Origin of the sequence: Thermophilibacter immobilis (assembly GCF_015277515.1) — a bacterium.
Taxonomy (GTDB): Bacteria; Actinomycetota; Coriobacteriia; order Coriobacteriales; family Atopobiaceae; genus Thermophilibacter; species Thermophilibacter immobilis.
In genome coordinates this window covers 2,038,457-2,059,912 of record NZ_CP063767.1, presented here as the reverse complement: position 1 = coordinate 2,059,912, position 21,456 = coordinate 2,038,457, and the positions used below count along the sequence as shown (strand labels likewise).

The 21,456-nt window shown below is 65.0% G+C and carries 14 protein-coding genes and 1 tRNA gene; 14 read left to right on the top strand and 1 reads right to left on the bottom strand.

The genetic code is table 11. The features are described from left to right. Position 1: 1 nt before the first annotated feature. The 13 genes from INP52_RS09365 to INP52_RS09305 all read left to right on the top strand — a co-directional run bounded on the left by INP52_RS09365 (position 2) and on the right by INP52_RS09305 (position 17,571). Positions 2-775 carry a hypothetical protein gene (locus INP52_RS09365; protein WP_194371177.1) on the top strand — a complete coding sequence of 258 codons (774 nt, stop codon included), beginning with the start codon at positions 2-4 and terminating at the stop codon, positions 773-775. Between the two features lie 87 nt (positions 776-862). Further along, a tRNA-Asp gene (locus INP52_RS09360) sits at positions 863-939 on the top strand. A gap of 162 nt (positions 940-1,101) precedes the next feature. Further along, complete coding sequence (locus INP52_RS09355; RefSeq protein ID WP_194371175.1) at positions 1,102-1,797, top strand: HAD family hydrolase; 696 nt, start codon at positions 1,102-1,104, stop codon at positions 1,795-1,797. Between the two features lie 29 nt (positions 1,798-1,826). Further along, on the top strand, positions 1,827-2,318 hold the full coding sequence (locus tag INP52_RS09350) for an RrF2 family transcriptional regulator (RefSeq protein WP_194371174.1): 492 nt from the start codon (positions 1,827-1,829) through the stop codon (positions 2,316-2,318). Between the two features lie 3 nt (positions 2,319-2,321). Beyond that, on the top strand, positions 2,322-3,194 hold the full coding sequence (locus INP52_RS09345) for an HhH-GPD family protein (protein ID WP_194371172.1): 873 nt from the start codon (positions 2,322-2,324) through the stop codon (positions 3,192-3,194). 81 nt (positions 3,195-3,275) lie between these two features. After that, entirely contained in the window at positions 3,276-3,821 is a 546-nt protein-coding gene (gene rbr / locus INP52_RS09340; RefSeq protein ID WP_194371170.1) for a rubrerythrin, read from the top strand. A gap of 407 nt (positions 3,822-4,228) precedes the next feature. Next, entirely contained in the window at positions 4,229-5,542 is a 1,314-nt protein-coding gene (locus tag INP52_RS09335) for an O-acetylhomoserine aminocarboxypropyltransferase/cysteine synthase family protein (RefSeq protein WP_194371168.1), read from the top strand. 298 nt (positions 5,543-5,840) lie between these two features. Then, positions 5,841-8,006, top strand: a complete 2,166-nt coding sequence (glgB, locus tag INP52_RS09330) for a 1,4-alpha-glucan branching protein GlgB (RefSeq protein ID WP_228478338.1) — start codon at positions 5,841-5,843, stop codon at positions 8,004-8,006. 40 nt (positions 8,007-8,046) lie between these two features. Beyond that, a complete protein-coding gene (locus tag INP52_RS09325; protein ID WP_194371166.1) occupies positions 8,047-10,494 on the top strand; it encodes a glycogen/starch/alpha-glucan phosphorylase in 2,448 nt (815 codons plus the stop codon). A 59-nt stretch (positions 10,495-10,553) separates the two neighbouring features. Then, complete coding sequence (locus INP52_RS09320) at positions 10,554-11,702, top strand: glucose-1-phosphate adenylyltransferase (protein WP_194371164.1); 1,149 nt, start codon at positions 10,554-10,556, stop codon at positions 11,700-11,702. Positions 11,703-11,704: 2 nt separating this feature from the next. Next, positions 11,705-12,799 (top strand): glucose-1-phosphate adenylyltransferase subunit GlgD, encoded by a 1,095-nt coding sequence (glgD, locus tag INP52_RS09315; protein ID WP_194371162.1) that lies wholly within the window; start codon positions 11,705-11,707, stop codon positions 12,797-12,799. A 44-nt stretch (positions 12,800-12,843) separates the two neighbouring features. Next, on the top strand, positions 12,844-14,316 hold the full coding sequence (gene glgA / locus INP52_RS09310; protein WP_228478337.1) for a glycogen synthase GlgA: 1,473 nt from the start codon (positions 12,844-12,846) through the stop codon (positions 14,314-14,316). A 3-nt stretch (positions 14,317-14,319) separates the two neighbouring features. Then, entirely contained in the window at positions 14,320-17,571 is a 3,252-nt protein-coding gene (locus INP52_RS09305) for a 4-alpha-glucanotransferase (protein ID WP_194371158.1), read from the top strand. Here the strand turns inward: INP52_RS09305 and INP52_RS09300 are convergent. Next, a complete protein-coding gene (locus tag INP52_RS09300) occupies positions 17,568-17,792 on the bottom strand; it encodes a PTS sugar transporter subunit IIA (protein ID WP_194371156.1) in 225 nt (74 codons plus the stop codon). The two genes, INP52_RS09305 and INP52_RS09300, sit on opposite strands and share 4 nt — an antisense overlap. Before the next feature lie 143 nt (positions 17,793-17,935). On the opposite strand from INP52_RS09300, the gene mfd reads away from it, so the two are divergent. Continuing rightward, positions 17,936-21,373 (top strand): transcription-repair coupling factor, encoded by a 3,438-nt coding sequence (gene mfd, locus INP52_RS09295; RefSeq protein WP_194371154.1) that lies wholly within the window; start codon positions 17,936-17,938, stop codon positions 21,371-21,373. The last annotated feature ends 83 nt before the right edge of the window (positions 21,374-21,456 follow it).

Below are 21,456 nucleotides of genomic sequence, written 5' to 3'. Positions count from 1 at the left end.
GATGTCGAACAGCGAGGAGCGGCACCCGGCGCACGGGGCACGTCACGAGCGGTCCACTGCTGACTCCGAGTGCCTCTCGACCATTCACGAGGGGCAGGGTGCGCGGGTGACCACGCGCAAGAACGCCTCCGAGGCAGCCGATCGAGCCCGTCACAACGCCGAGAAGCGCTATCAGACCCGCCACCCGGAGGCCCATCGGCCGCAGGGAGGCCCCGAGCGCAGCCACAAAAACGTCGCCCTCCTGGTCGCGGCAGCCATCCTGGGGCTCGTGCTCCTGTTCTTCGTGGTGCGCTGCGCCACCGCGGCACTCACGCCAGGTCCCGCGGAGCAGGCCGCGCAGAGCTCCGATCAGACCCAGCAAGACGCTACCGACCAAACCCAGCAGGGCACGCAGGATTCCACGAATGAGCAGGCACAGACAGACGCGGCGGTGTCCTACCGCGGCGCCTCCTATGCGCTCCAGACGCAGGAGGATGGCCTCTGGGGTCTCGTGTGCACCTCGCCGGATGGGACATCGACCACGCTCTTCAAGATCGAGGGAGACCCCCTCTCGCTCATGCGTCACGACGACACGATTCTCATCCCGGAGAACCGAGATGGCAGCTGGGACGTGGCGTGCTACGTGATTGACGCCCATGCGGACGCGGGCTATGTGGTGGGCTCGGACGGCGCCATGGTCCAGGGCTCTGCTGAGGCCACGTCTGCCCAGCTTGACGACGCGACGATTCACGTCACGGACGCCACGGGCGCGACCACGGACGTGGCCCTGGCGTAGCAAGGGGCTCCGTCAACGGCTTTTTTCAAATTGCCTCTTGCCATGAACCCCAGAGGTATGCGAGAATTGCCCACGCGCAAGGCGAACGGGGTATTAGCTCAGCTGGTTAGAGCGCCGGCCTGTCACGTCGGAGGTCGCGGGTTCGAGCCCCGCATATCCCGCCATTGCACGCTTCGGGGCCCTCTGGGCCCCTTTTTCTTTGGGGTTCGGGTTTTCAGCTGTCCGCGGTCGTCTCGGCCTCACTTCGATTGGTATCTCGAGCGCACAATGCTCGGGGCGAGGTACCATATAGCTCGTTATTTTTGAACGAGACCACAGGATGAGGAATGCAGACCAGCTCAGAGCGGCATGAGATTCATAACGTTGCGGTCTTCGACTTCGATGGCACCATCGTCGACGGTCAGTCTGGTGCCCTCTTCACGACCTATCTCTTCAGGAACCACATAATGTCGCTCGGTCGTGCGCTCAGGCTTGGGTGGTGGGGCGTGCGTTATAAGCTGCACCTTCCGTATCGTCAGGACGAGGCGCGCGAGCTCGTCTTTGGGGCGCTTCTGGGTCGCCCATACGACGAGGTGGATGCTCTCATGGTGCGCTTCCACGACGAGGTCCTGCTTCCGCGCTATCGTCCGCAGGCCGTGGACGAGGTCGCGCGCCGCAGCGCGGAGGGCAACGTCACGCTCCTGGTCTCCGCCACCTTCGAGACCATCGCCCAGGCCGCCGCCCGTACCCTCGGCATGGACGGTGTCGTGGCGACGCAGATGGCGCATGATGCACAGGGCGCTTACCTGGGTGTCGTCGAGGGACCCGTGATAGCGGGAGCCGAGAAGTACCGTGCGGTCGTGCGCTGGTGCGACGAGCGGCTCGGGTTTGGCCAGTGGCTTCTCGCCTACGCTTACGGTGACCACCACACCGACAAGGACCTCCTCTCACATGCGCAGGAGCCGTTCGCGGTCTGCCCGGGCAAGACCCTGCACGCGATCGCCAAGCAGCACGGCTGGAAAATTCTGGAGTGGGACGCCTAGGGCGCCTCGCGCGTCGAACAAGGGGGAGCATGGACATTTCAAGAAAGACCGACTACGCCCTACGCATGCTTGCGGAGCTCGTGAGCAACTCCACGGGAGTCGTGTCCGTGCGCACGGCCGCGAGGGAGAACGAGGTTCCTTATTCGTTTGCCCGCTCCATCCAGCATGATCTTGCCCTCGCCGGCATCGTCGAGAACACCCGGGGGGCAAGCGGCGGGATGCGTCTTTCCGTGGACCCGCACAAGACCACGCTGCTACAGCTTGTCGAGGCGGTGCAGGGCCCCGTGGTCGTCTCAGCCTGTCTCTCGCTGCCCGCGACGGGCGAGCCCTGCCCACGACGCCACAACTGCCCCTTCAACCCCGTCTGGTGCAACGCCGAGCGCCTCCTGCGCTTGTTTCTCGCGTCGGTGACCCTCTACGAGCTCGTGGTCGAGAGGACCTCTCCCTTGTTCGAGGGCAGTTTTCGCCTGGTCAGCGAGGAGGAGGCCCGCGCCGCGGCAAAGGACGCAAGGGAGGAGTAGCCCATGGTCGATGACGCCTGTCTCGCGAGCTTTCGCGCCACGGTGCGCACGCGGGGCGTCGAGCTCTATCGTGACCTGCCCTGGCGGCGCACGCGCGACCCGTACGCCATCTGGATTAGCGAGGTCATGCTCCAGCAGACACAGACCACGCGCGTAGACGGGCGCTGGCAGCGCTGGCTCGAGCGCTTTCCCACGGCCGACGCGCTGGCCGCGGCGGACTCCGGCGACGTGCTCGACGAGTGGCAGGGTCTGGGCTACAACCGCCGGGCGCTCGCCGTGCACCGTGCGGCCCAGGCCGTCTCACAGGCGGGCGGGCAGCTTCCCTCGGAGGCCCCCCTTCTCCAGGCGCTTCCCGGCATCGGGCCCGCCACGGCGGCGGGCATTCGAGCCTTTGCCTTTGACCTGCATTCCGTTTACCTTGAGACCAACGTTCGCACGGTCTTTCTCCACGAGCTCTACCCCTCGTCTGATGGCGTGGCCGACTCCGAGCTCGTGCCGCTCGTGCGCGACACCTGCCCCGCCGACGACTCCGATCCCGCCGACGACCCGCGCACGTGGTACTACGCCCTGCTCGACTACGGTGCCTACCTCAAGCGCACCGTGCCCAATCCGTCGCGGCGCTCGCGCACGCACGTGCGCCAGTCCCGCTTCGAGGGGTCGCATCGCCAGAAGCGCGCCGAGCTGCTGCGCGTTCTTCTCGCCCATAAGGGAGACGCCTCTGCCGGTGCGGATTTTGAGACGATTGTCTACGAGCTCTCGCGCGAGGAGGAAAAAGCGGGTAGAACGGCTCTTGGCTCAGCGGATGTGCAGGTTCTGCTCGATGAGCTCTCCGACGAGGGGTTCTGCCATCTGGAGCATGACACTTGGCGCATCTAACTGATATAGTGTCCTAATACTGGGCGAGGGGCCCGGTATGAGAGAACGTTGATCCCTGAGGGGACCAGAGAGAGGAGCATTATGGCTGTCGATTTTGAGAGTTCGCAGACCAAGAAGAACCTCGAGGCTGCCTTTGCGGGCGAGTCCCAGGCCACCGTCAAGTACAGCTACTACGCTGACAAGGCCAAGAAGGAGGGCTACGTCCAGATCGGCGACATCTTCACCGAGACCTCGGGCAACGAGCGTCAGCATGCCAAGCTCTGGTTCAAGTACCTCCACGACGGCGACATTCCCGGAACCGTCGCCAACCTCGAGGACGCTGCGGCCGGCGAGAACTACGAGTGGACCGACATGTACAAGGGCTTCGCCGAGACCGCCAAGCAGGAGGGCTTCACCGAGATCGCCGCTAAGTTCTCCCTGGTCGGCGGCGTCGAGAAGCACCACGAGGAGCGCTATCGCAAGCTCGTCGAGCGCGTCGAGAAGGGCGAGGTCTTCGCTCGTCCCGGCGTCAAGGTGTGGAAGTGCCTCAAGTGCGGCCACCTGCACGTTGGTGCCGAGGCCCCGAAGGTCTGCCCGGTCTGCGGTCACCCGCAGAGCTACTTCGAGGAGCAGGCGATCAACTACTAGGTCGCGCCTTGTCGTCTCTTGGGCACCCGTCTCGCGCGCTGCGAGGCGGGTGCTTTTTCTTATCGGCGCCCTCTCCGTCCCCCGTCGTGGAGAGGGGGAGGCCTTCGAAGGGATGGAGGAGAGAGGGAGACGGATGCGAGGGGCTCCCGTAACAAAGTGCTTACACAACACGGCTTGCGAATCTTCATCACTTTGCTAGGATTAGGCACATGAAGAAGCAGCACGTATACAATGCGCTCATCTGCATGGGGTTGTTCATGCGCAGGCCCGAGGTCGCCTAGACACGGGTTCTTCTCGCATGCCCGCGTCTGGCCTCGGGCGGTTCGCCTTTTCTCACCATACAACCTAGACAAGGTGCGCACGGCTGCGGTCGGCGCTGCCTTCTCCCCCTGCAGAGAGGAACCATCATGGCCTTCCAGCTTGATCCCACCTTCTCCTCCGATCCCGAGAAGCACTTTGACACCCTCCAGGTCCACGCGGGTTTGGCCCCCGACCCCACGACCGGGGCGGCCGCGCTGCCCATCTATGCCTCGGCAGCGTTTCAGTTTGACGACGCCGCTGACGCCGCCGGCAAGTTCGGTCTCACCAGGCCGGGCAACGTCTACGGTCGCCTGACCAACACCACCACCGACGCGGTGGCCGCGCGCGTGGCCGCCATAGAGGGCGGGACCGGGGCCGTGGCCGTCGCCTCGGGTCACGCCGCCGAGATCCTGGCCATCACCAACATCGTGGGCGCCGGCGACGAGATCGTGGCATCTGACTCCCTGTATGGCGGCACTTGGAACATCTTCCTGCACACCCTCGCCGACCTAGGGGTTAAGACGACCTTCGTCGAGAACAACGACATTGACGCCTTCGTTGCCGCCAGCAACGAGCACACCAAGCTCTGGTACGTGGAGACCATAGGCAACCCCCTCGTCGACGTGGCCGACGTGCCCGCCCTCGTCGAGGCGGCCCGCTCGCTCAACCTTCCCGTGTTCGTTGACAACACCTTTGCGACGCCCTATCTCTACCGTCCCACCGAGGACGGCGCGGCCGTGGTGATCGAGTCGCTGACCAAGTGGATCGGCGGTCACGGTGCCACGCTCGGCGGCGCCGTGATCGATGCGGGGACCTTTGCCTGGGGGGCCGTTCCCGGCAAGTTCCCCACCCTTACTGAGCCCGACCCGTCCTATCACGGCCTTGTCTTCGCTGAGGCCGCTGCCGCGGCGCCCTTCTCGACGCGCGTGCTTGCCAACAAGCTGCGTGACTTTGGCCCCACGCTCTCTCCTTACGCGGCTCAGCTCATCGGTATCGGCATCGAGACCCTCTCGTTGCGCGTACAGCGCCACTCCGACAACGCCCTGGCGGTGGCCCGCTTCCTGGAGGGCCATCCCAAGGTCAGCTGGGTGCGTTACGCGGGGCTCGAGAACGACCCGTCTCACGAGCTCGCTGCGCGTCTGCTGCGCCACGGCTTTGGCGGCGTCTTGGTGTTCGGCGTTAAGGGCGGCCGCGAGGCGGGCTTGCGCGTCGTCGAGAGGGTGCGCCTGTTCACGCACCTCGCCAACGTGGGCGATGCCAAGTCGCTGATCATCCACCCGGCCTCGACCACGCACTCCCAGCTCTCGGCGGAGCAGCTCAGGGAGGCCCATCTCTCCGAGGACCTCGTGCGTCTCTCGGTGGGCATCGAGAACGTCGAGGACCTTATCGCCGACCTTGACCAGGCGCTCGCACGCGCGTAGTCGCTGCCCGAGAGGGACTGCCGTCTCATAAGAGGAATCTTCGTGGGCCCCCGTGCGCACTGCGCATGGGGGCCTGTTCGCGTTTACCGTGCGTGCGGATATACCGCTCACCTAATTATTCAGCAGAGGGTTTGCTAAAATGCCTGTTCGCGTATCTCAGATGTGTCGCTCACGGTTTTTTTTGTGGACATTCGGTGCTCATACTTGGTACAACAGGAACGTTCCGCGAGCGGGGTCACGCCCGCGCTGGGACGCCCGCGCAGGGGGTGTGACGCATTCGATCTCTGAGGAGCATGACGTGGAGACTCTTGACGCCAGTCTGTACCTGAGCGACTATGACCTCTTCCTGCTCGCGGGAGGGCAGTGGTACCAGAGCTACGAGAAGCTCGGCGCGCATCCGGCCGTGGACGCGAGCGGTGCGACGGGTTTCCACTTTGCCGTGTGGGCCCCGCGGGTTCAGAGCGTTCACGTCATCGGCGCGTTCAACGGATGGGACGAGCAAGCCAACCCCCTCGTCCAGACCTCGATCGGAGGCGTCTGGGAGGGCTTCGTCGCCGGTGTCGAGCTCGGGAGCCTCTACAAGTACCTCATCGTGACCGCCTCGGGCAAGAAGCTCTACAAGGCCGATCCCTATGCTTTCTTTGCCGAGGTGGCTCCCGGCACGGCCTCTCGCACGACCGACCTCTCCGGGTACGCCTGGAGCGACGCCTCCTATCTCGCCCGTCGCGCCGCGCGCAACCCCTTTAAGGAGCCCCTCAACATCTTTGAGGTGCACCTGGGCAGCTGGAAGCGGCACGGCGACGAGCCTCAGGGCGAGCCGCGCGCAGACGGAACCTATCCCGGCCCGGGGGACCAGTTCCCCGCCCAGCGCGGGACCTTCTACACCTACGACGACTTCGCCGACGAGCTCGTGGCCTACGTGCGTGACATGGGCTACTCCCACATCGAGGTCCTGCCCCTGAGCGAGCACCCGTTCGACGGGTCCTGGGGCTATCAGCCCACGGGCTACTTTGCCGCCACGTCGCGCTACGGCACCCCCCAGCAGCTCATGCACTTCATCGATGCCTGCCACGAGGCGGGCATCGGCGTCATCTTGGACTGGGTCCCCGGGGGCTTCTGCGCCGACGCCCAAGGCCTGGCCGCCTTCAACGGGGAGATGCTCTACGAGCACGAGATCCATCCCAACTGGGGGACCCACAAGTTCGACTACGCGCGAGGCGAGGTCAGGAGCTTCCTGGTCTCCAACGCGCTGTTCTGGGCCGAGCGCTTTCACGTCGACGGCATCCGGATGGACGGCGTGACGAGCATGCTCTACATGAACTTCGGCGTTGACGATCCTAGTCGCAAGCGCGTGAACAAGAAGGGCACCGAGGAGGACCTCGACGCCTCTGCCTTCATCCGGCAGACCAATGCGGCCATGGGCAAGGCCCATCCCGACGTCATCATGATCGCCGAGGAGTCCACCGCCTGGCCGCTCGTCACCTACCCGCCCGCCGACGGCGGCCTGGGCTTCCACTTCAAGTGGGACATGGGTTGGATGAACGACACCCTCCACTACCTGCAGACCGACTTTCCCTGGCGCCCGGGCAACTACCGAATGCTCACGTTCTCCTCGATGTACCAGTTCAACGAGAACTTCATCCTGCCGCTCTCGCACGACGAGGTCGTCAACGGCAAGTGCTCCCTGATTACGCGTCAGCCTGGGGATCCCTGGCGCCAGTTCGCCGGCATGCGGGCGCTCGCGCTCTATCAGATGACGCATGCGGGCGGCAAGCTCAACTTCATGGGCGACGAGATCGCCCAGTTCATCGAGTGGCGCTACTACGAGGGCATCCAGTACTTTCTCGCAGAGGAGTTCGAGTCCCATCGCAACCAGCAGCTCTTTGTGCGCGAGCTCAACCACTTCTACAACGAGCACCCCGCTCTGTGGCAGTGCGGCTACGAGTCCGACAGCTTCTCGTGGATCGACGCCGACAACGCGGAGCAGTCAATCATCTCGTTCGTGCGCCGGGGCGACGATTCCGCCGACGACCTCGTCGTCCTTATCAACTTTGACGTCAGCGCCCACGAGGGCTTTCGCATGGGCGTGCCCGCATGGGGCGTCTGGGAGGAGCTTCTCAGCTCCGATGACGAGCGGTTCGGCGGCTCGGGCGTCACCAACACCGTTAGGCTCGCGGCCGAGGACGAGCCCTGGAACGGCTGCGAGCAGTCCATCACCGTGCGGGTCCCGCCGCTGGGCGGCATGATTCTGGCCTGCACCGGGGAGCTGAAGCGCCCCGCCAAGAAACCGAGCGAGTCCATCAAGGCATCCCCGACCGAAAAGAAGGCGCCGGTCGCCGCAGCCAAGCCCTCGACCAGGTCCAAGGCCACAGCAAAGGGTAAGGGTAAATCAAAGGCCAGGGGCAAGACCGGTAAGACCAGCAAGCCCAAGGTCACCGCGACCAAGAGGAAGACCTCTCGGTAGCCTTTTGCCCGTCAGTATCATCGGATTTGAGGAGTTTGTTTTGCCTACTACCACGTCCAAGATCTTCGAGAACGAGCAGGACTTCGTTGAGCAGTATCGCAAGGCTTGCCTTGCCCACTACGGGGAGCCGTTCGAGGAGTGCACGAGCCAGGAGCAGTTCTCGGTGCTGGCCGGCCTCGTTGCCAGCAAGTCGCGTGCCGCCCAGATTACCTCGCACCCGAAGGGTGCCAAGAAGGTCTACTACTTCTCGCTCGAGTTCTTGCTGGGGCCCCTGCTCGACAACTACCTCATCAACTTTGGCATCCGCGACCTCGTGGACAGGGGCATCAAGTCCATGGGTGCCGACCTCGACACCATCTGTCGCCAGGAGGTCGATCCCGGCCTGGGCAACGGCGGTCTGGGACGGCTGGCTGCCTGCTTCCTGGACTCCATGGCTCACGAGGGCATCGCCGGCTACGGAAACGGCATGCGCTATCGCTACGGGCTGTTCCGTCAGAGCATCGAGGGCGGCCGCCAGGTCGAGTGCACGGACAACTGGCTCGCCAATGGCTTTGCTTGGGAGACGCGCAAGGACGACAGCTCGGTCATCGTGCAGTTTGGTGCGCAGGTCGTGCGCCACGAGGATGAGAACGGCCACTTCTGGTTCACTCAGGAGGGAGGTGAGAGGGTCCGCGCGGTCCCCTATGACGTGCCCATCGTGGGCTTTGGCGGCAAGGTCGTGAACAAGCTGCGCCTGTGGAGCGCCGAGCCCTCTGCCGAGAACTTTGACCTCGACGCCTTCAACGCCGGCGACTACGCGCGCGCCAACAAGTTCCGCTCGGACGTCGAGGCCATCTCCACGATTCTGTACCCCAACGATTCGGGCGAGCACGGACGGATGCTGCGCCTCAAGCAGGAGTACCTGTTCGTCTCCGCAGGCCTGCAGACCATCCTGCGCACCTACGAGCGCGACTTCGGGGACGACTGGGAGCATCTGGGTGACCACGTGAGCATCCACACCAACGATACCCATCCCGCAATGTGCGGGCCCGAGCTCATGCGCCTGCTCGTGGACGAGCGCGGTGTGGGCTTTGACGCGGCCCTTAAGATCGCCCAAGAGGTTCTCTCGTTCACCAACCACACGGTCATGCCCGAGGCCCTGGAGAAGTGGCCCATAGCCACGTTTCGCGCCCTGCTTCCTCGCCTCTACATGTTCGTCGAGGAGATTGACCGCCGTTTTCGCGAGGACCTCTCCAGCAGGCTCTCTCCCACGGATGGCAACTGGACCAACGTCCTCAAGAGCACGGCGATCCTGTGGGACGGTCAGGTCCGCATGGCGAACCTCTCGATTATCTTCAGCCACTCGATCAACGGCGTCTCGGCGCTTCACACGCAGATTCTCAAGGACAGCGTCTTTCACGAGTTCTACGAGCTGCGCCCCGAGGCGTTCAACAACAAGACCAACGGCGTCTCTCACCGTCGCTTCCTGCGCGAGGCCAACCCGTCCTACTCTCGGCTCATCACCGACGCCATCGGCGACGGCTGGCTCGACGACGCCATGGAGCTCGAGGGGCTCGTGGCCTTTGAGGGTGACGCGAGCTTCCTCGACGGCATGGAGAAGGCCAAGCATGAGGACAAGGAGCGCCTGGCGGCCTTTGTCAAGCAGGTCTCAGGCGTGGAGCTGGATACGAGCACGGTCTTTGACGTGCAGGTCAAGCGCTTCCACGCCTACAAGCGCCAACTCCTCAACGTGTTCAAAATCCTTGACCTGTATAATCGCATCCTGGCTGATCCGAGCTTCGAGATGCAGCCGACCTCGTTTATCTTCTCGGGCAAGGCCGCACAGAGCTACACCTTCGCCAAGGAGATCATTCGCCTCATCAACTCGGTGGCCGACGTCGTCAACGCCGACGCGCGCGTCAACGACAAGATCCGCGTGGCCTTCGTGCCCAACTTCGCGGTCTCCAACGCGCAGCTCATCTACTCCGCCGCCGAGATCTCCGAGCAGATTAGCGTGGCGGGAGCGGAGGCCTCGGGCACCTCGAACATGAAGCTCATGATGAACGCCGCCATCACGCTGGGAACCCTCGATGGATCCAACGTTGAGATCTCCGAGCTCGTGGGACCCGATAACATCAAGATCTTTGGCCTTCACGCCAACGAGGTCGAGGAGCTGCGCGCGAGTGGCCGCTACTACGCCTGGGACCAGTACAACGCGGACCGCGCCCGGCTGGGCCGCGTGGTGGACGAGCTCACCGACGGCACGCTCGCGCGCCTCTCGGGCAACTTCGACAGCGTGCGCGACTATCTCATGGCCGACAATGACCCCGATCTGGTCCTGCGTGACTTCCCCTCCTACGCCCAGGCGTTCGATGAGCTGAGTCATGACTACGCGGATCGGCGCTGGTGGAACAAGGCGGCGCTCCACAATACTGCCAAGGCGGGATATTTCTCCAGCGACCGAACCATTCGCGAGTACATGGCCGACATCTGGCACATTGAGAGCTAGGAAGAAGCATGTTCTTGGGGCTCCACGCCCTGTGACAGGTTGTGAAAGGAGTGGGGGGTATGAGCAGAAAAGAGTGCATCGCAATGCTCCTGGCAGGAGGTCAGGGTAGTAGGCTCGGAGCCCTGACGGAAAACGTTGCCAAACCAGCGGTCTCGTTTGGGGGCAAGTTCCGCATTATCGACTTCGCGCTCTCCAACTGTGCGAACTCTGGTGTCACCACGGTGGGGGTGCTGACGCAGTACCGTCCGTACCTGCTGCACAGCTACATTGGCACCGGGGAGGCGTGGAACCTCGACGATCGCGAGGGCGGCGTCTCCATCCTGCCGCCGTACGCCACGCAGGCCGGCGGTGCCTGGTACGAGGGCACGGCCGACGCCGTGACCCAGAATCTGGGCTACATCGAGCAGAACGACCCCGAGTACGTGCTCATTCTCTCCGGCGATCAGCTCTACCGGATGGACTACGCGGACATGCTCGCCACCCACCGCGCCCACAACGCGGACCTCACGATCGCGGTCATGCCCGTGCCTTGGGAGGAGGCCTCGCGCTTTGGCATCATCACGCAGGACGACGACGAGAAGATCCTGAAGTTCAGCGAGAAGCCCACCAAGCCTGACTCCAACCTCGCGTCGATGGGCATCTACATCTTCAACACCGACCTGCTCGTCTCGTCTCTGAAGGAAGACGCCATCGACCAGGTCTCCGAGCACGACTTTGGCAAGAACATCATCCCGAAGCTCCTGGAGCAGGGCAAGCGCCTCTGCACCTACGAGTTCAACGGCTTCTGGCGCGACGTGGGCACCATCTCGAGCTATCACGAGACGAGCATGGACCTTCTGGGCCCCAACCCCGCCTTTGACATCTTCTGCAGCACCTTCCCCATCATGAGTAACGCCTCCACCCGCCCGCCGGCGTTTGTGGGAAAAAACGGCAACATAGAGGACTGCCTGGTCGCAAATGGCTGTCAGATCCATGGCACCGCCAAGCACTCGATCCTTTCGACCGACGCCTACGTCGGCGAGCGCGCCACGATTGTCGACTCGGTGCTCCTGCCGGGTGCCGTGGTCAAGGACGGTGCCCACGTCGTGCGCGCCATCCTGGGCGAGAACGCCGTCGTAGAGGAAAACGTCAACCTCGGCAGCGTCGACCAGACCAAGGACACGGCCGTCATCGGCAACGACGTCGTCGTTGGAAAGGGGGAGAACTAGCCATGGAGAAGATCATCGGTCTTATCACCTGCAACTACTCCGCCAAGGAGTCCAGCCCGCTCAATGAGAGCCGCCCCGTGGCGTCTCTGCCTTATCTGGGACGCTACCGCCTCGTTGACTTTGCCCTCTCCAACCTGGTGAACAGCGGCATTCGCACCGTGGGCATGGTCATGCCGTACAACTACCGCTCGATCATCGACCACGTGGGCTCCGGCAAGGACTGGGACCTCGACCGCAAGAACGGCGGTCTGTTCATCCTGCCGGGGTCCGCCTTTGGCACCTCGCGCACGGGCGCTCGCTTCCTTTTGCGCGACCTCGTGCACAACCGGGTCTACTTCACGAGGAGCACGGCCGACGCCGTGATCTTCTCGACGGCCAACTTCGTGTACAACGCCGATCTCGGCCAGGTCTACGAGGCCCACAAGGCCTCCGGCACCGACATCACCGTCCTCACCAAGACGGCCTCTGAGGCCGACGAGGACGTTACCGCGTTCGACGTCGAGGACGGCCGCGTGAAGGGCGTTCACCACGGCGTGAACTTTGGCGAGACGATGTTCCTTGACTGCTTCATCATCGACCGGCAGCTCCTGCTCGACATGTTCGACTGGTACGCCCCGACGGACTACCTCGATCTCTTCGAGGCCATGCAGGGAGACTTCGGTCGGGTCAACGTTCGCACGCACGACTTTGGGGGCTACGCGGTCCCGGTCTTCAACAAGCGCTCCTACTACCGCTCCAACATGGACCTACTCGACCCGCACGTCTCGGCCGAGCTCTTCCCGAGCGGTCGCTCGATCAAGACCAAGGCGCATGACACGGCGCCAGCCAAGTTCGAGGTCGGCTCTCGCTCCAGCAACTCTCGCATCTCCTCGGGCTGCCGCATCTATGGAAGCGTCAGCGACTCCATCCTGGGCCGCGGCGTGGTCGTGGAGGCGGGCGCCACGGTGCGCAGCTCCATCGTGATGCAGAACTGCATCGTGAAGAGCGGCGCGCGCGTGGAGAACGCCATCGTGGACCGCGGAAACGTCGTGCCGGCGGGCACCGAGATGAGGGGCACTCCTGAGGACGTGCTCATCAAGGAGAAGGCCCGCGACTAGGAGTCGGAGAGAAAAACATGTCAGCCACTGCAAAACGAAGAAAGATGAGGGTGCTCTTCGCGTCCTCAGAGGCCGTCCCGTTCGTCAAGACGGGAGGGCTCGCAGACGTCGCCGGATCGCTTCCCCGCGCTCTCAAGCACGCCGGCGCCAGGGTTGCCGTGATTCTCCCCAAGTACGGCAGCATCCCGCAGGAGTACCGCGACCGGATGAAGCACGTTACCGACTTCAACGTGCCCCTTGCCTGGAGAAACGACTACTGCGGCATCGACAAGCTGACCCTACAGGGCCTCGACTTCTACTTCATCGACAACGAGTCCTACTTCAAGCGCGATGGGCTCTACGGCTACTACGACGACGGCGAGCGCTTCGCCTTCTTTTCCAAGGCCATCTGCGAGGCCATCGCTCAGGTGTCCGAGCTCGCGTGTGACGTTCTGCACTGCAATGACTGGCAAAGCGCGCTGTGCCCCGTGTTCCTGCGCGAGTTCTATCGCGAGATTCCCGCCTGCAATCAGGTGAAGTGCGTCTTCACCATTCACAACGTCAAGTTCCAGGGCCAGTACTCCTTCACGGTCCTCGATGACGTCCTGGGCCTGGGGCACATCCCCGCGGCGCGCGACCAGCTCTACTACGACCGAGACTCGATCAACTACATGAAGGGCGCCCTGTGCTACGCCGACGCGCTGACTACGGTGAGTCCGAGCTATGCCTACGAACTGCAGATGCCGTTTTACGGTGAGGGCCTCGACGCCCTCTTCAGGCGTCGCTCGAACGTCTTGTCCGGAATCCTGAACGGCATCGATCAGAGCATCTGGAACCCCGCCACGGACCCGATGATCGAGGAGGGCTTCTCGGCAGCAGACCTTTCGGGCAAGGCTGCGTGCAAACGAGCGCTCCAGGCCGAGCTGGGCCTGGACGAGGATCCCACGCACCCGCTCGTCGTCTTCGTGGGACGTCTCACCGACCAGAAGGGCCTGGGCCTGGTGCGCTACGCCATGAGCGCCCTCATGCGCCGCGGGGTTCAGGTGGCCGTTCTGGGCACGGGCGATGCGGAGCAGGAGGAGGCGCTGCGCTACTTTGCCGCCGCCTATTCGGGCCAGATGTGCGCACGCATCGCGTTTGACAACGAGCTCTCGCACCGCATGTACGCGGGCGGCGACATCCTGCTCATGCCATCCGAGTTCGAGCCCTGTGGCCTGTCGCAGATGATCGCCATGCGCTACGGCACGCTGCCGCTCGTGCGCGAGACCGGGGGGCTTGCGGACTCGGTCGTGCCCTACAACAAGTTTACCGGCGAGGGGACCGGCTTCACCTTTGCCAACATGAATGCCGACGAGATGCTCGACACCCTCCTTGGAGCCTGTGAGATTTTCTGGACTAAGGCGGATACGTGGACTAAGCTCGTGCGTCAGGCCATGGCGGCGGACTTCAGCTGGCGTCGTGCCGCGAACGACTACATGGATATCTACCATGGTCTCCATCCGGAGGTCATTCGGTATAACAAGAGAAGAGACAGGTAGCGCTTGAAGGCTCGTCACGTAACCTCCGAGAAAGAGTACCGAAGTCCTTTTGGTGCCGTCCAGCTGGGCGGTACCGTCACGTTGGGCATCGACGTGTGGGAAGACGGGGTCGTCTTCTGCACCCTGCGCGTCTGGACCGACGCCCACGGCGAGGAGCTCGTGGAGATGCACGGCTCCAACCAGGAGGATCACCTGCGCTTCTCGGCGACCTATAGGCCTGCTGAGACGGGCGTGGTGTGGTACAGCTTTGACATCGAGGCCCAGGACGGCTCCGTGTGGCGCTACGGCGCGCGCGAGGGCTGGACCACGGGAGAAGGCGCCTTCTCCTACGCCGAGCCTCCCTCGTTTCAGATCACAGTCTTCTCGCCGCGCGCCCAGCAGCCGAACTGGTACCGCGAGGGCATTGCCTACCAGATCTTCCCCGATCGCTTCGCGCGCGGGAAGGACTGGGAGAAGCGCGCCCACCGTGCGCTTGCCAGGCCGCGCGGGGCCGCCGAGCGGGTCCTGGTCGAGGACTGGGATACCCCGCCCACCTATGCGCGCCGCGAGGACGCGAGCATCGCTCGCTGGGACTTCTATGGAGGGACCCTCGAGGGCGTGCGCGAGCATCTGGACTATCTGGAGAATCTCGGCGTGAGCGTGATCTACCTCAACCCCATCTTTGAGGCGGCGAGCAACCATCGCTATGACACGGCCGACTACCTGCGCATAGACCCCATGCTCGGCGGCGAGAATGACCTGCGCACGCTGTGCGTGGACGCGGCCGAGCGGGGCATGTCCGTCATCTTGGACGGCGTCTTCAACCACTGCGGCGCCGACTCGCGCTACTTCAACCGCTACGGGACCTATCCCGAACCGGGTGCCTTCCAGAGCGAGGACTCCGCGTATCGCGACTGGTTCAGCTTCAACGAGGACGGCACCTACGCGAGCTGGTGGGGCAACCCCGACCTGCCTGACCTCAACGAGAAGAGCTCCTTCCACGATCTCGTGTGCGGCCGCAACGGCATCGTGCGCCGCTGGATGCGCGCGGGTGCGCGCGGCTGGCGCCTTGACGTCGCCGACGAGCTCTCCGACGAGTTCATCGTCGACATCAAGCATGCCATCCTCACCGAGCGTCCCGACGCCGTGCTCATCGGCGAGGTCTGGGAGGACGCCTCCAACAAGCTCGCCTACGGAAAGCTCCGCCAGTACTTCCAGGGCCGGGAGCTGGACGCGACGATGAACTATCCGCTGCGCACGGGGCTTCTCGCCTTTCTGCGGGGCACGACGGGTGCCCCCGAGCTGGTCGCCTGCCTCGAGCAGCTGCGCGAGAACTACCCGCGTGACGCCTTCTACTCGGCGCTCAACCTCCTGGGTAGCCACGACCGGGAGCGTCTGTTCACCGTCTTGGGGGGTGCCCCTGACCCCGACAGCCTCTCGGAGGACGAGCGCGCGAGCTATCGGCTGGACGAGGGACAGGTGGGCCTTGCGAAGGCGCGCCTGTGGGCGGCGGCGCTGCTCCAGATGACGCTACCAGGCGTGCCCTGCGTCTACTACGGTGACGAGCGGGGCCTCGAGGGCTTTCGCGATCCGTACAACCGGGCGAGCTTTCCCTGGGGCGGCCCGCGCGGGCGGGCGGACTGCGCGAACAGCTATCGCAATGCGATCGCGCTGCGCAGGACCCTGCCGGTGCTCGTGGACGGGGACTTCGAGCCCTTCTCCTCGGGTGAGGACGTCTTTGGGTTCTGGCGACGCGGGGACCACGAGAGCGTGTGCGTGCTCGTGAATCGCAGCCTCTCCGAGGCCCACACGGTCAAGGTTCCCCTGGTGGGAGAGGCGGTCACGGACGTGGTCTCGGGGCGGGCACCGCAGGTGGACCACGGGCAGGCCGAGGCCTTCCTATGGCCGCTTGGCACGGCGGTCCTCTCCTTCCAGAACGAGCTTCGTCTCCAGAAGCCGCTGGAGCGGGGGATGGGGGTGCTGTGCCACATCACGTCGGTTCCCAACGATGGGGCTCCGGGCACGCTCGGCGCGCCCGCGCGGCGCTTCGTCGACTGGCTCGTTGCGTGCGGGCAGAGGTACTGGCAGGTCCTGCCCGTGAACCCGGCCGACGAGTTTGGGTCGCCGTATGCGGGCCTCGCCGCGTTTGCGGGCAACACTGACCTGCTCGAGCAGCCGGCCGAGGTCACGCTCGCCTCTCTGGAGAAGATTGGCAACGACGCTGACTACCTGAGGTTCTGTGCCGAGAACGAGTACTGGCTTACGCCGTACTGCACGTTTCGTGCGCTCAAGGAGCGCTTGGGCGAGGGGCCCTGGCAGGGCTGGCCCGCGCGCTACCGCCACTACACCCCCAGGCTGGCCGGCGAGACGCGCCTGCGCGCTGCGATCGAGGACCAGCGCCGGCTGCAGTACGCGTTCGAGCGCGCCTGGGATGACCTGCACGACTACGCACGCGCACGTGGGGTGCAGATCATCGGCGACATGCCGATGTACGTCTCGGGGGACTCGTCGGACGTCTGGAGCGAGCCGGACCTCTTCGACCTGGACGAGCAGGGGCGCACGCGGCATCAGGCGGGCGCGCCCGGTGACGCCTTTGCGCCCGAGGGCCAGCTCTGGGGCAACCCTATCTATCGCTGGGACATCATGCGCGAGCAAAACTACGGCTGGTGGCTCAGGCGCTTCAGTCGCGCGCTCTCGCTCTACGACTACGTGCGGCTTGATCACTTCATTGGCTTCTCGTCGTATTGGATGGTGCCCGAGGGAGTGCCTGCGAGCGAGGGCTCGTATGCGTTTGGGCCGGGGGTCGAGCTCTTCGAGGAGGCGAACAGACAGTTTGGTTCGCTGCCGTTCATAGCGGAGGACCTGGGGGCGCTCACACCCGCCGTGCGCGCTCTCGTGGCCAAGACGGGCCTTCCCGGCATGGACGTCATCCAGTTCTGCGACGCTGACGTGCGCCAAGGGTACGAGCCGCCCGCCGGTGCGGTGGCCTATACGGGCACGCACGACAATCAGACCCTCGTGGGCTTCTGCGAGAAGCGCTTTGACGTTGCGGGAGACGAGGCCGTCCAGCTGGCCGGATCCCTCATGCAGCGCGTGGTTGACTCCGGGGCCGACGTGGCGATCGTGGCCCTCCAGGACGTGCTCGGTCTGGGCGACGAGGCGCGCATGAACGTGCCGGGCGTGGCCGAGGGTAACTGGAGCTGGCACGCGGATGGCGCGGCCGTGGAGGCTGCGAGCTCGCGCCTGCGCGAGCTCGCCAGGCGGAGCGCGCGCTAGGCGCTCGAGGCCTTGATGACCATGGACTCAAGGAGCCCGACCATGGTCTCGTAGGAATCGGCGCGAATAAGCTGCCGCACGTTTGCCCTACTGCGGAGCACCCTAAAGAGGACGTCGAAGAGAAGCTTGAACTCCCTGCGGCTGTCCTCGTTGATTCCGATGAGGAGAATGAGCGAGACACTCTGGGAACTCCACGGTATGGGCCTGCTGCCCACTGCCACAAAAAGGAAGGGCTTCCAAGTTGAGGCCGACACGCGATGAGCGTCCGCACGAGAGAGGGTTGCGTGTCACGGGTACAATGTACGCAAATTCGTTCGCACAGCCGGTCCCCCGGGGAGCTGGCGTTATCGCATGTCGAGGTGCCATGCTCATCAACCGCGTTTCTCGTCAGCTCCTGTCCGCGCCGGAGCTGGAGCCGCTGCTTCGCGAGCTCGGCGCGGGCCACGACGCCACGCTCGCCGTGGCTCAGAGCGCCCGCCCCCTGGTGGTCGCCTCCCTCTGGGCGCGCGACCCCCAGCCCTGCCTGCTCGTGGTCTCCGGCGAAGAGGCCGCAGGCCGCACGGCTCGCGCGCTTGCGGCATGGCTGGGTCAGGACGTGGTGGCTCGCTATCCCGAGCGACGCGACCGCCCCTGGGCCGAGGCCGCCCCGGACGATGCGGCCATCGGGGCTCGCTGCCAAGCCGTTTCTCGCCTCGCGTCTGGCGAGAAGTGCCTCGTGGTGGCGAGCGCCCACGCGCTCCTGCGCCGCGTGCCGCCCAAGGGCTCGGGCTACTTCGCGTCGAGCACCTTCTCCGTGGCCGACGAGGTTCCCTTTGACGAGGTCCCGGCCCTGCTCGTGGGCATGGGCTACGCCGACGCGGGTGAGGTGGACGCCCCGGGCACCTTCCACGTGCACGGCGACGCCGTCGACGTCTTTCCCGCCCAGGCCACCTCTCCGGTGCGCATTGAGTTCTTTGGCGACGAGATCGACCGCGTGCGCCGCATGGTCTCCTCGACGGGTCAGACCATAGGCGAGCTCGAGTCAGTGACCGTCGCTCCCTGTCGCGAGATGGCCCTCACGGACCAGACCGTGGCCCACGCCGAGCGCGCCCTGTTCAACCGAGCCCGCGACAACGCTAAGGTGGCTGCCGATCTGGAGCTCATTCGTCAGCGTGCAGCACAGCCGGCGCTCGAGCGCTATCTTCCGGAACTCTATGGCTCCACAGCCTCGCCGCTTGACCATATCTGCCCCGAGACTCTCGTGGTTCTCGCCGAGCCCCGCGCTCTCTTTGACGACTGCGCCCGCGCCATGGACGAGGTCCAGGTGGCTGCTAGCGCCGCGCACATCTCGCTCGAGGGTCTCTACACGGCACCGCGTGACCTCGACTTTGGACGCCAGCAGCGCCTGTCCCTCGCGTCCATCCTGCGCGCGGGGACCGCCGCCGCCACGGCCGAGCTCCCGGTACGTCAGCCGCAGATCGCGGGCTCAGACGTCAAGCTCCTGGGTCGCGCCCGTCAGCTCGTGGCCGACCGGGCGGCAGTGATCTTTGCCGTGCCGGATCGGGCGGCACGTGAGGCCCTTGAGCTGCGCTTTACCGACGAGCTCATCCCCGTGGTCGAGTCTTTGGGCGCGGCCCCCGAGAACCGCGACCCTGAGCCCGTGCCCCTGGATCGTGGGCGCGTGACGTTCGTGGACGCACCGGTTCCCGCTGGCATCGTGATTCCCACGGCGCAGCTCGCGGTCTTCTCGGTCTCGGATCTCACCGCGCGCACGGCCAAGTCGCATCGCCGCGCGCGGCGCGTGGACCCCACGAGCGTGACCTTCCCGTTCAAACCCGGCGACTACGTGGTCCACGCCACGCACGGCATCGCGCTGTTCTCCCAGATCGTGCGCCAGGAGGTGGGTGGCAAGGAGCGCGACTACTTCCTTTTGGAGTACGCCGGCGGCGACAAGCTCTTTGTGCCGCTCGAGCAGGTGGACCGCATCACGCGCTACGTGGGGCCGGACGGCAGCAGCCCGCGCCTCACGCGCCTCAACACCGCGGACTGGTCGCGCGCCACGGGCAAGGCCCGCAAGAGTGCCAAGAAGCTTGCCTTTGACCTGGTCGACCTCTATACGCGCCGCTCCTCGGTGGCGGGCTACGCGTTTGCCCCGGACACGCCGGTGCAGCAGGAGATGGAGGCGAGCTTCCCCTACGAGCTCACGCTCGATCAGGCCAACGCGATCGTGGACATCAAGGCCGACATGGAGACGCGACGCCCCATGGATCGCCTGCTCTGCGGCGACGTGGGCTTTGGCAAGACCGAGGTGGCCCTGCGCGCGGCGTTCAAGTGCTGTCAGGATTCCAAACAGGTCATGGTCCTGTGCCCCACGACGATTCTGGCGCAGCAGCACTTCGAGACGTTCTTCTCGCGGTTTGCGCCGTTTGACCTCAAGGTGGCGGTGCTGTCGCGCTTTGTGACGCCGGCGCAGCAGCGTCGCGCGCTCGAGGGGTTCGCGGACGGCTCGGTGGACGTGCTCATTGGCACGCACCGGCTGCTCTCCGCCGACGTTAATCCTTATGACCTGGGCCTTGTGGTGATTGACGAGGAGCAGCGCTTTGGCGTCCAGCACAAGGAGCAGCTCAAGAACATGCGCGAGCAGGTCGACGTGCTCACGCTTTCCGCCACGCCCATTCCGCGCACCATGCAGATGGCCATGAGCGGCGTGCGCGACATGAGCCTCATCATGACGCCTCCTCCCGGGCGCCTGCCGGTCAAGGTGAAGGTGGGGGAGTACGACTCCGACGTGGTCTCGGCCGCCATTCGCGAGGAGCTTGGTCGCAAGGGGCAGGTCTACTACGTCTCCAATCGCGTGACCACGATCGAGGACGCGGTCGAGCGCGTGGTCGAGGCGGCACCTGAGGCTCGCGTGGGGGTGGCGCACGGTAAGATGAGCGCACGCGAGGTGGAAGATGCCATGCTGCGCTTCTCGGAGCACGAGATCGACGTGCTCGTGGCCACGACGATCATCGAGAGCGGCATCGACAACCCGCACACCAACACGCTTATCATCGAGGACTCGCAGCGCCTGGGCCTGGCCCAGCTCTACCAGCTCAAGGGGCGCGTGGGGCGCGGACGAACGCAGGCCTTCGCCTACCTCATGTTCCCGGCCGAGCTGCCCCTCACGCCCGAGGCCACCGACCGCCTCACGGCCATCAACGAGTACCAGGACCTGGGCAGCGGCATGAAGATTGCCATGCGCGACCTGGAGATTCGCGGCGCGGGCTCGCTCATGGGGGCCGAGCAGCACGGTAACCTCTCCAGCGTGGGCTTCGACCTCTTCACGCAGATGCTCGGCGAGGCCGTGAGCGAGGCGCGCGGCGAGACGCGCGAGGTGGAGCAGGCCGAGGTCACCATCAACCTGCCCGCCGACTTCTTCCTGGCTGAGGAGTACCTACCTGACGTGGACAAGCGCGTGCTCGCGTATCGGCGTCTGGCCGCGGCCGTTGACCTGGCCGAGGTGGACGCGCTTCAGCGGGAGTGTGAGGAGGGCTTCGGCGCGCTGCCGCTTGCCGGCCGCAACCTCTTCGACCGCGCGCGTGTGCGGATCCGCGCTCAGCGCCTGGGATGCACGTCGGTTTCGCTCACTAACGGCAGGCTCATCTACCAGAGGGTCGAGGTGGCGCGCCCCGTGGCGCTCAAGCTCAAGGGGCGCGGGGCCCTGGTGTATCCCAAGACCAAGAAGGTGGCCTATCCATTCCATCGAGGTGTGGAGGAGGTCATGCCGGCGGCGCTGGGCGTGCTCGAGGAGATTGGCGGCGACGACGAGGTCGATGCATAAAGCGAACGGGCCCGACCGCTTTGGGTCCCATCCCCCGTGCATCGTAATTCTGACTTTTGTGAGAGTCGGAATCTGAGGCTTGC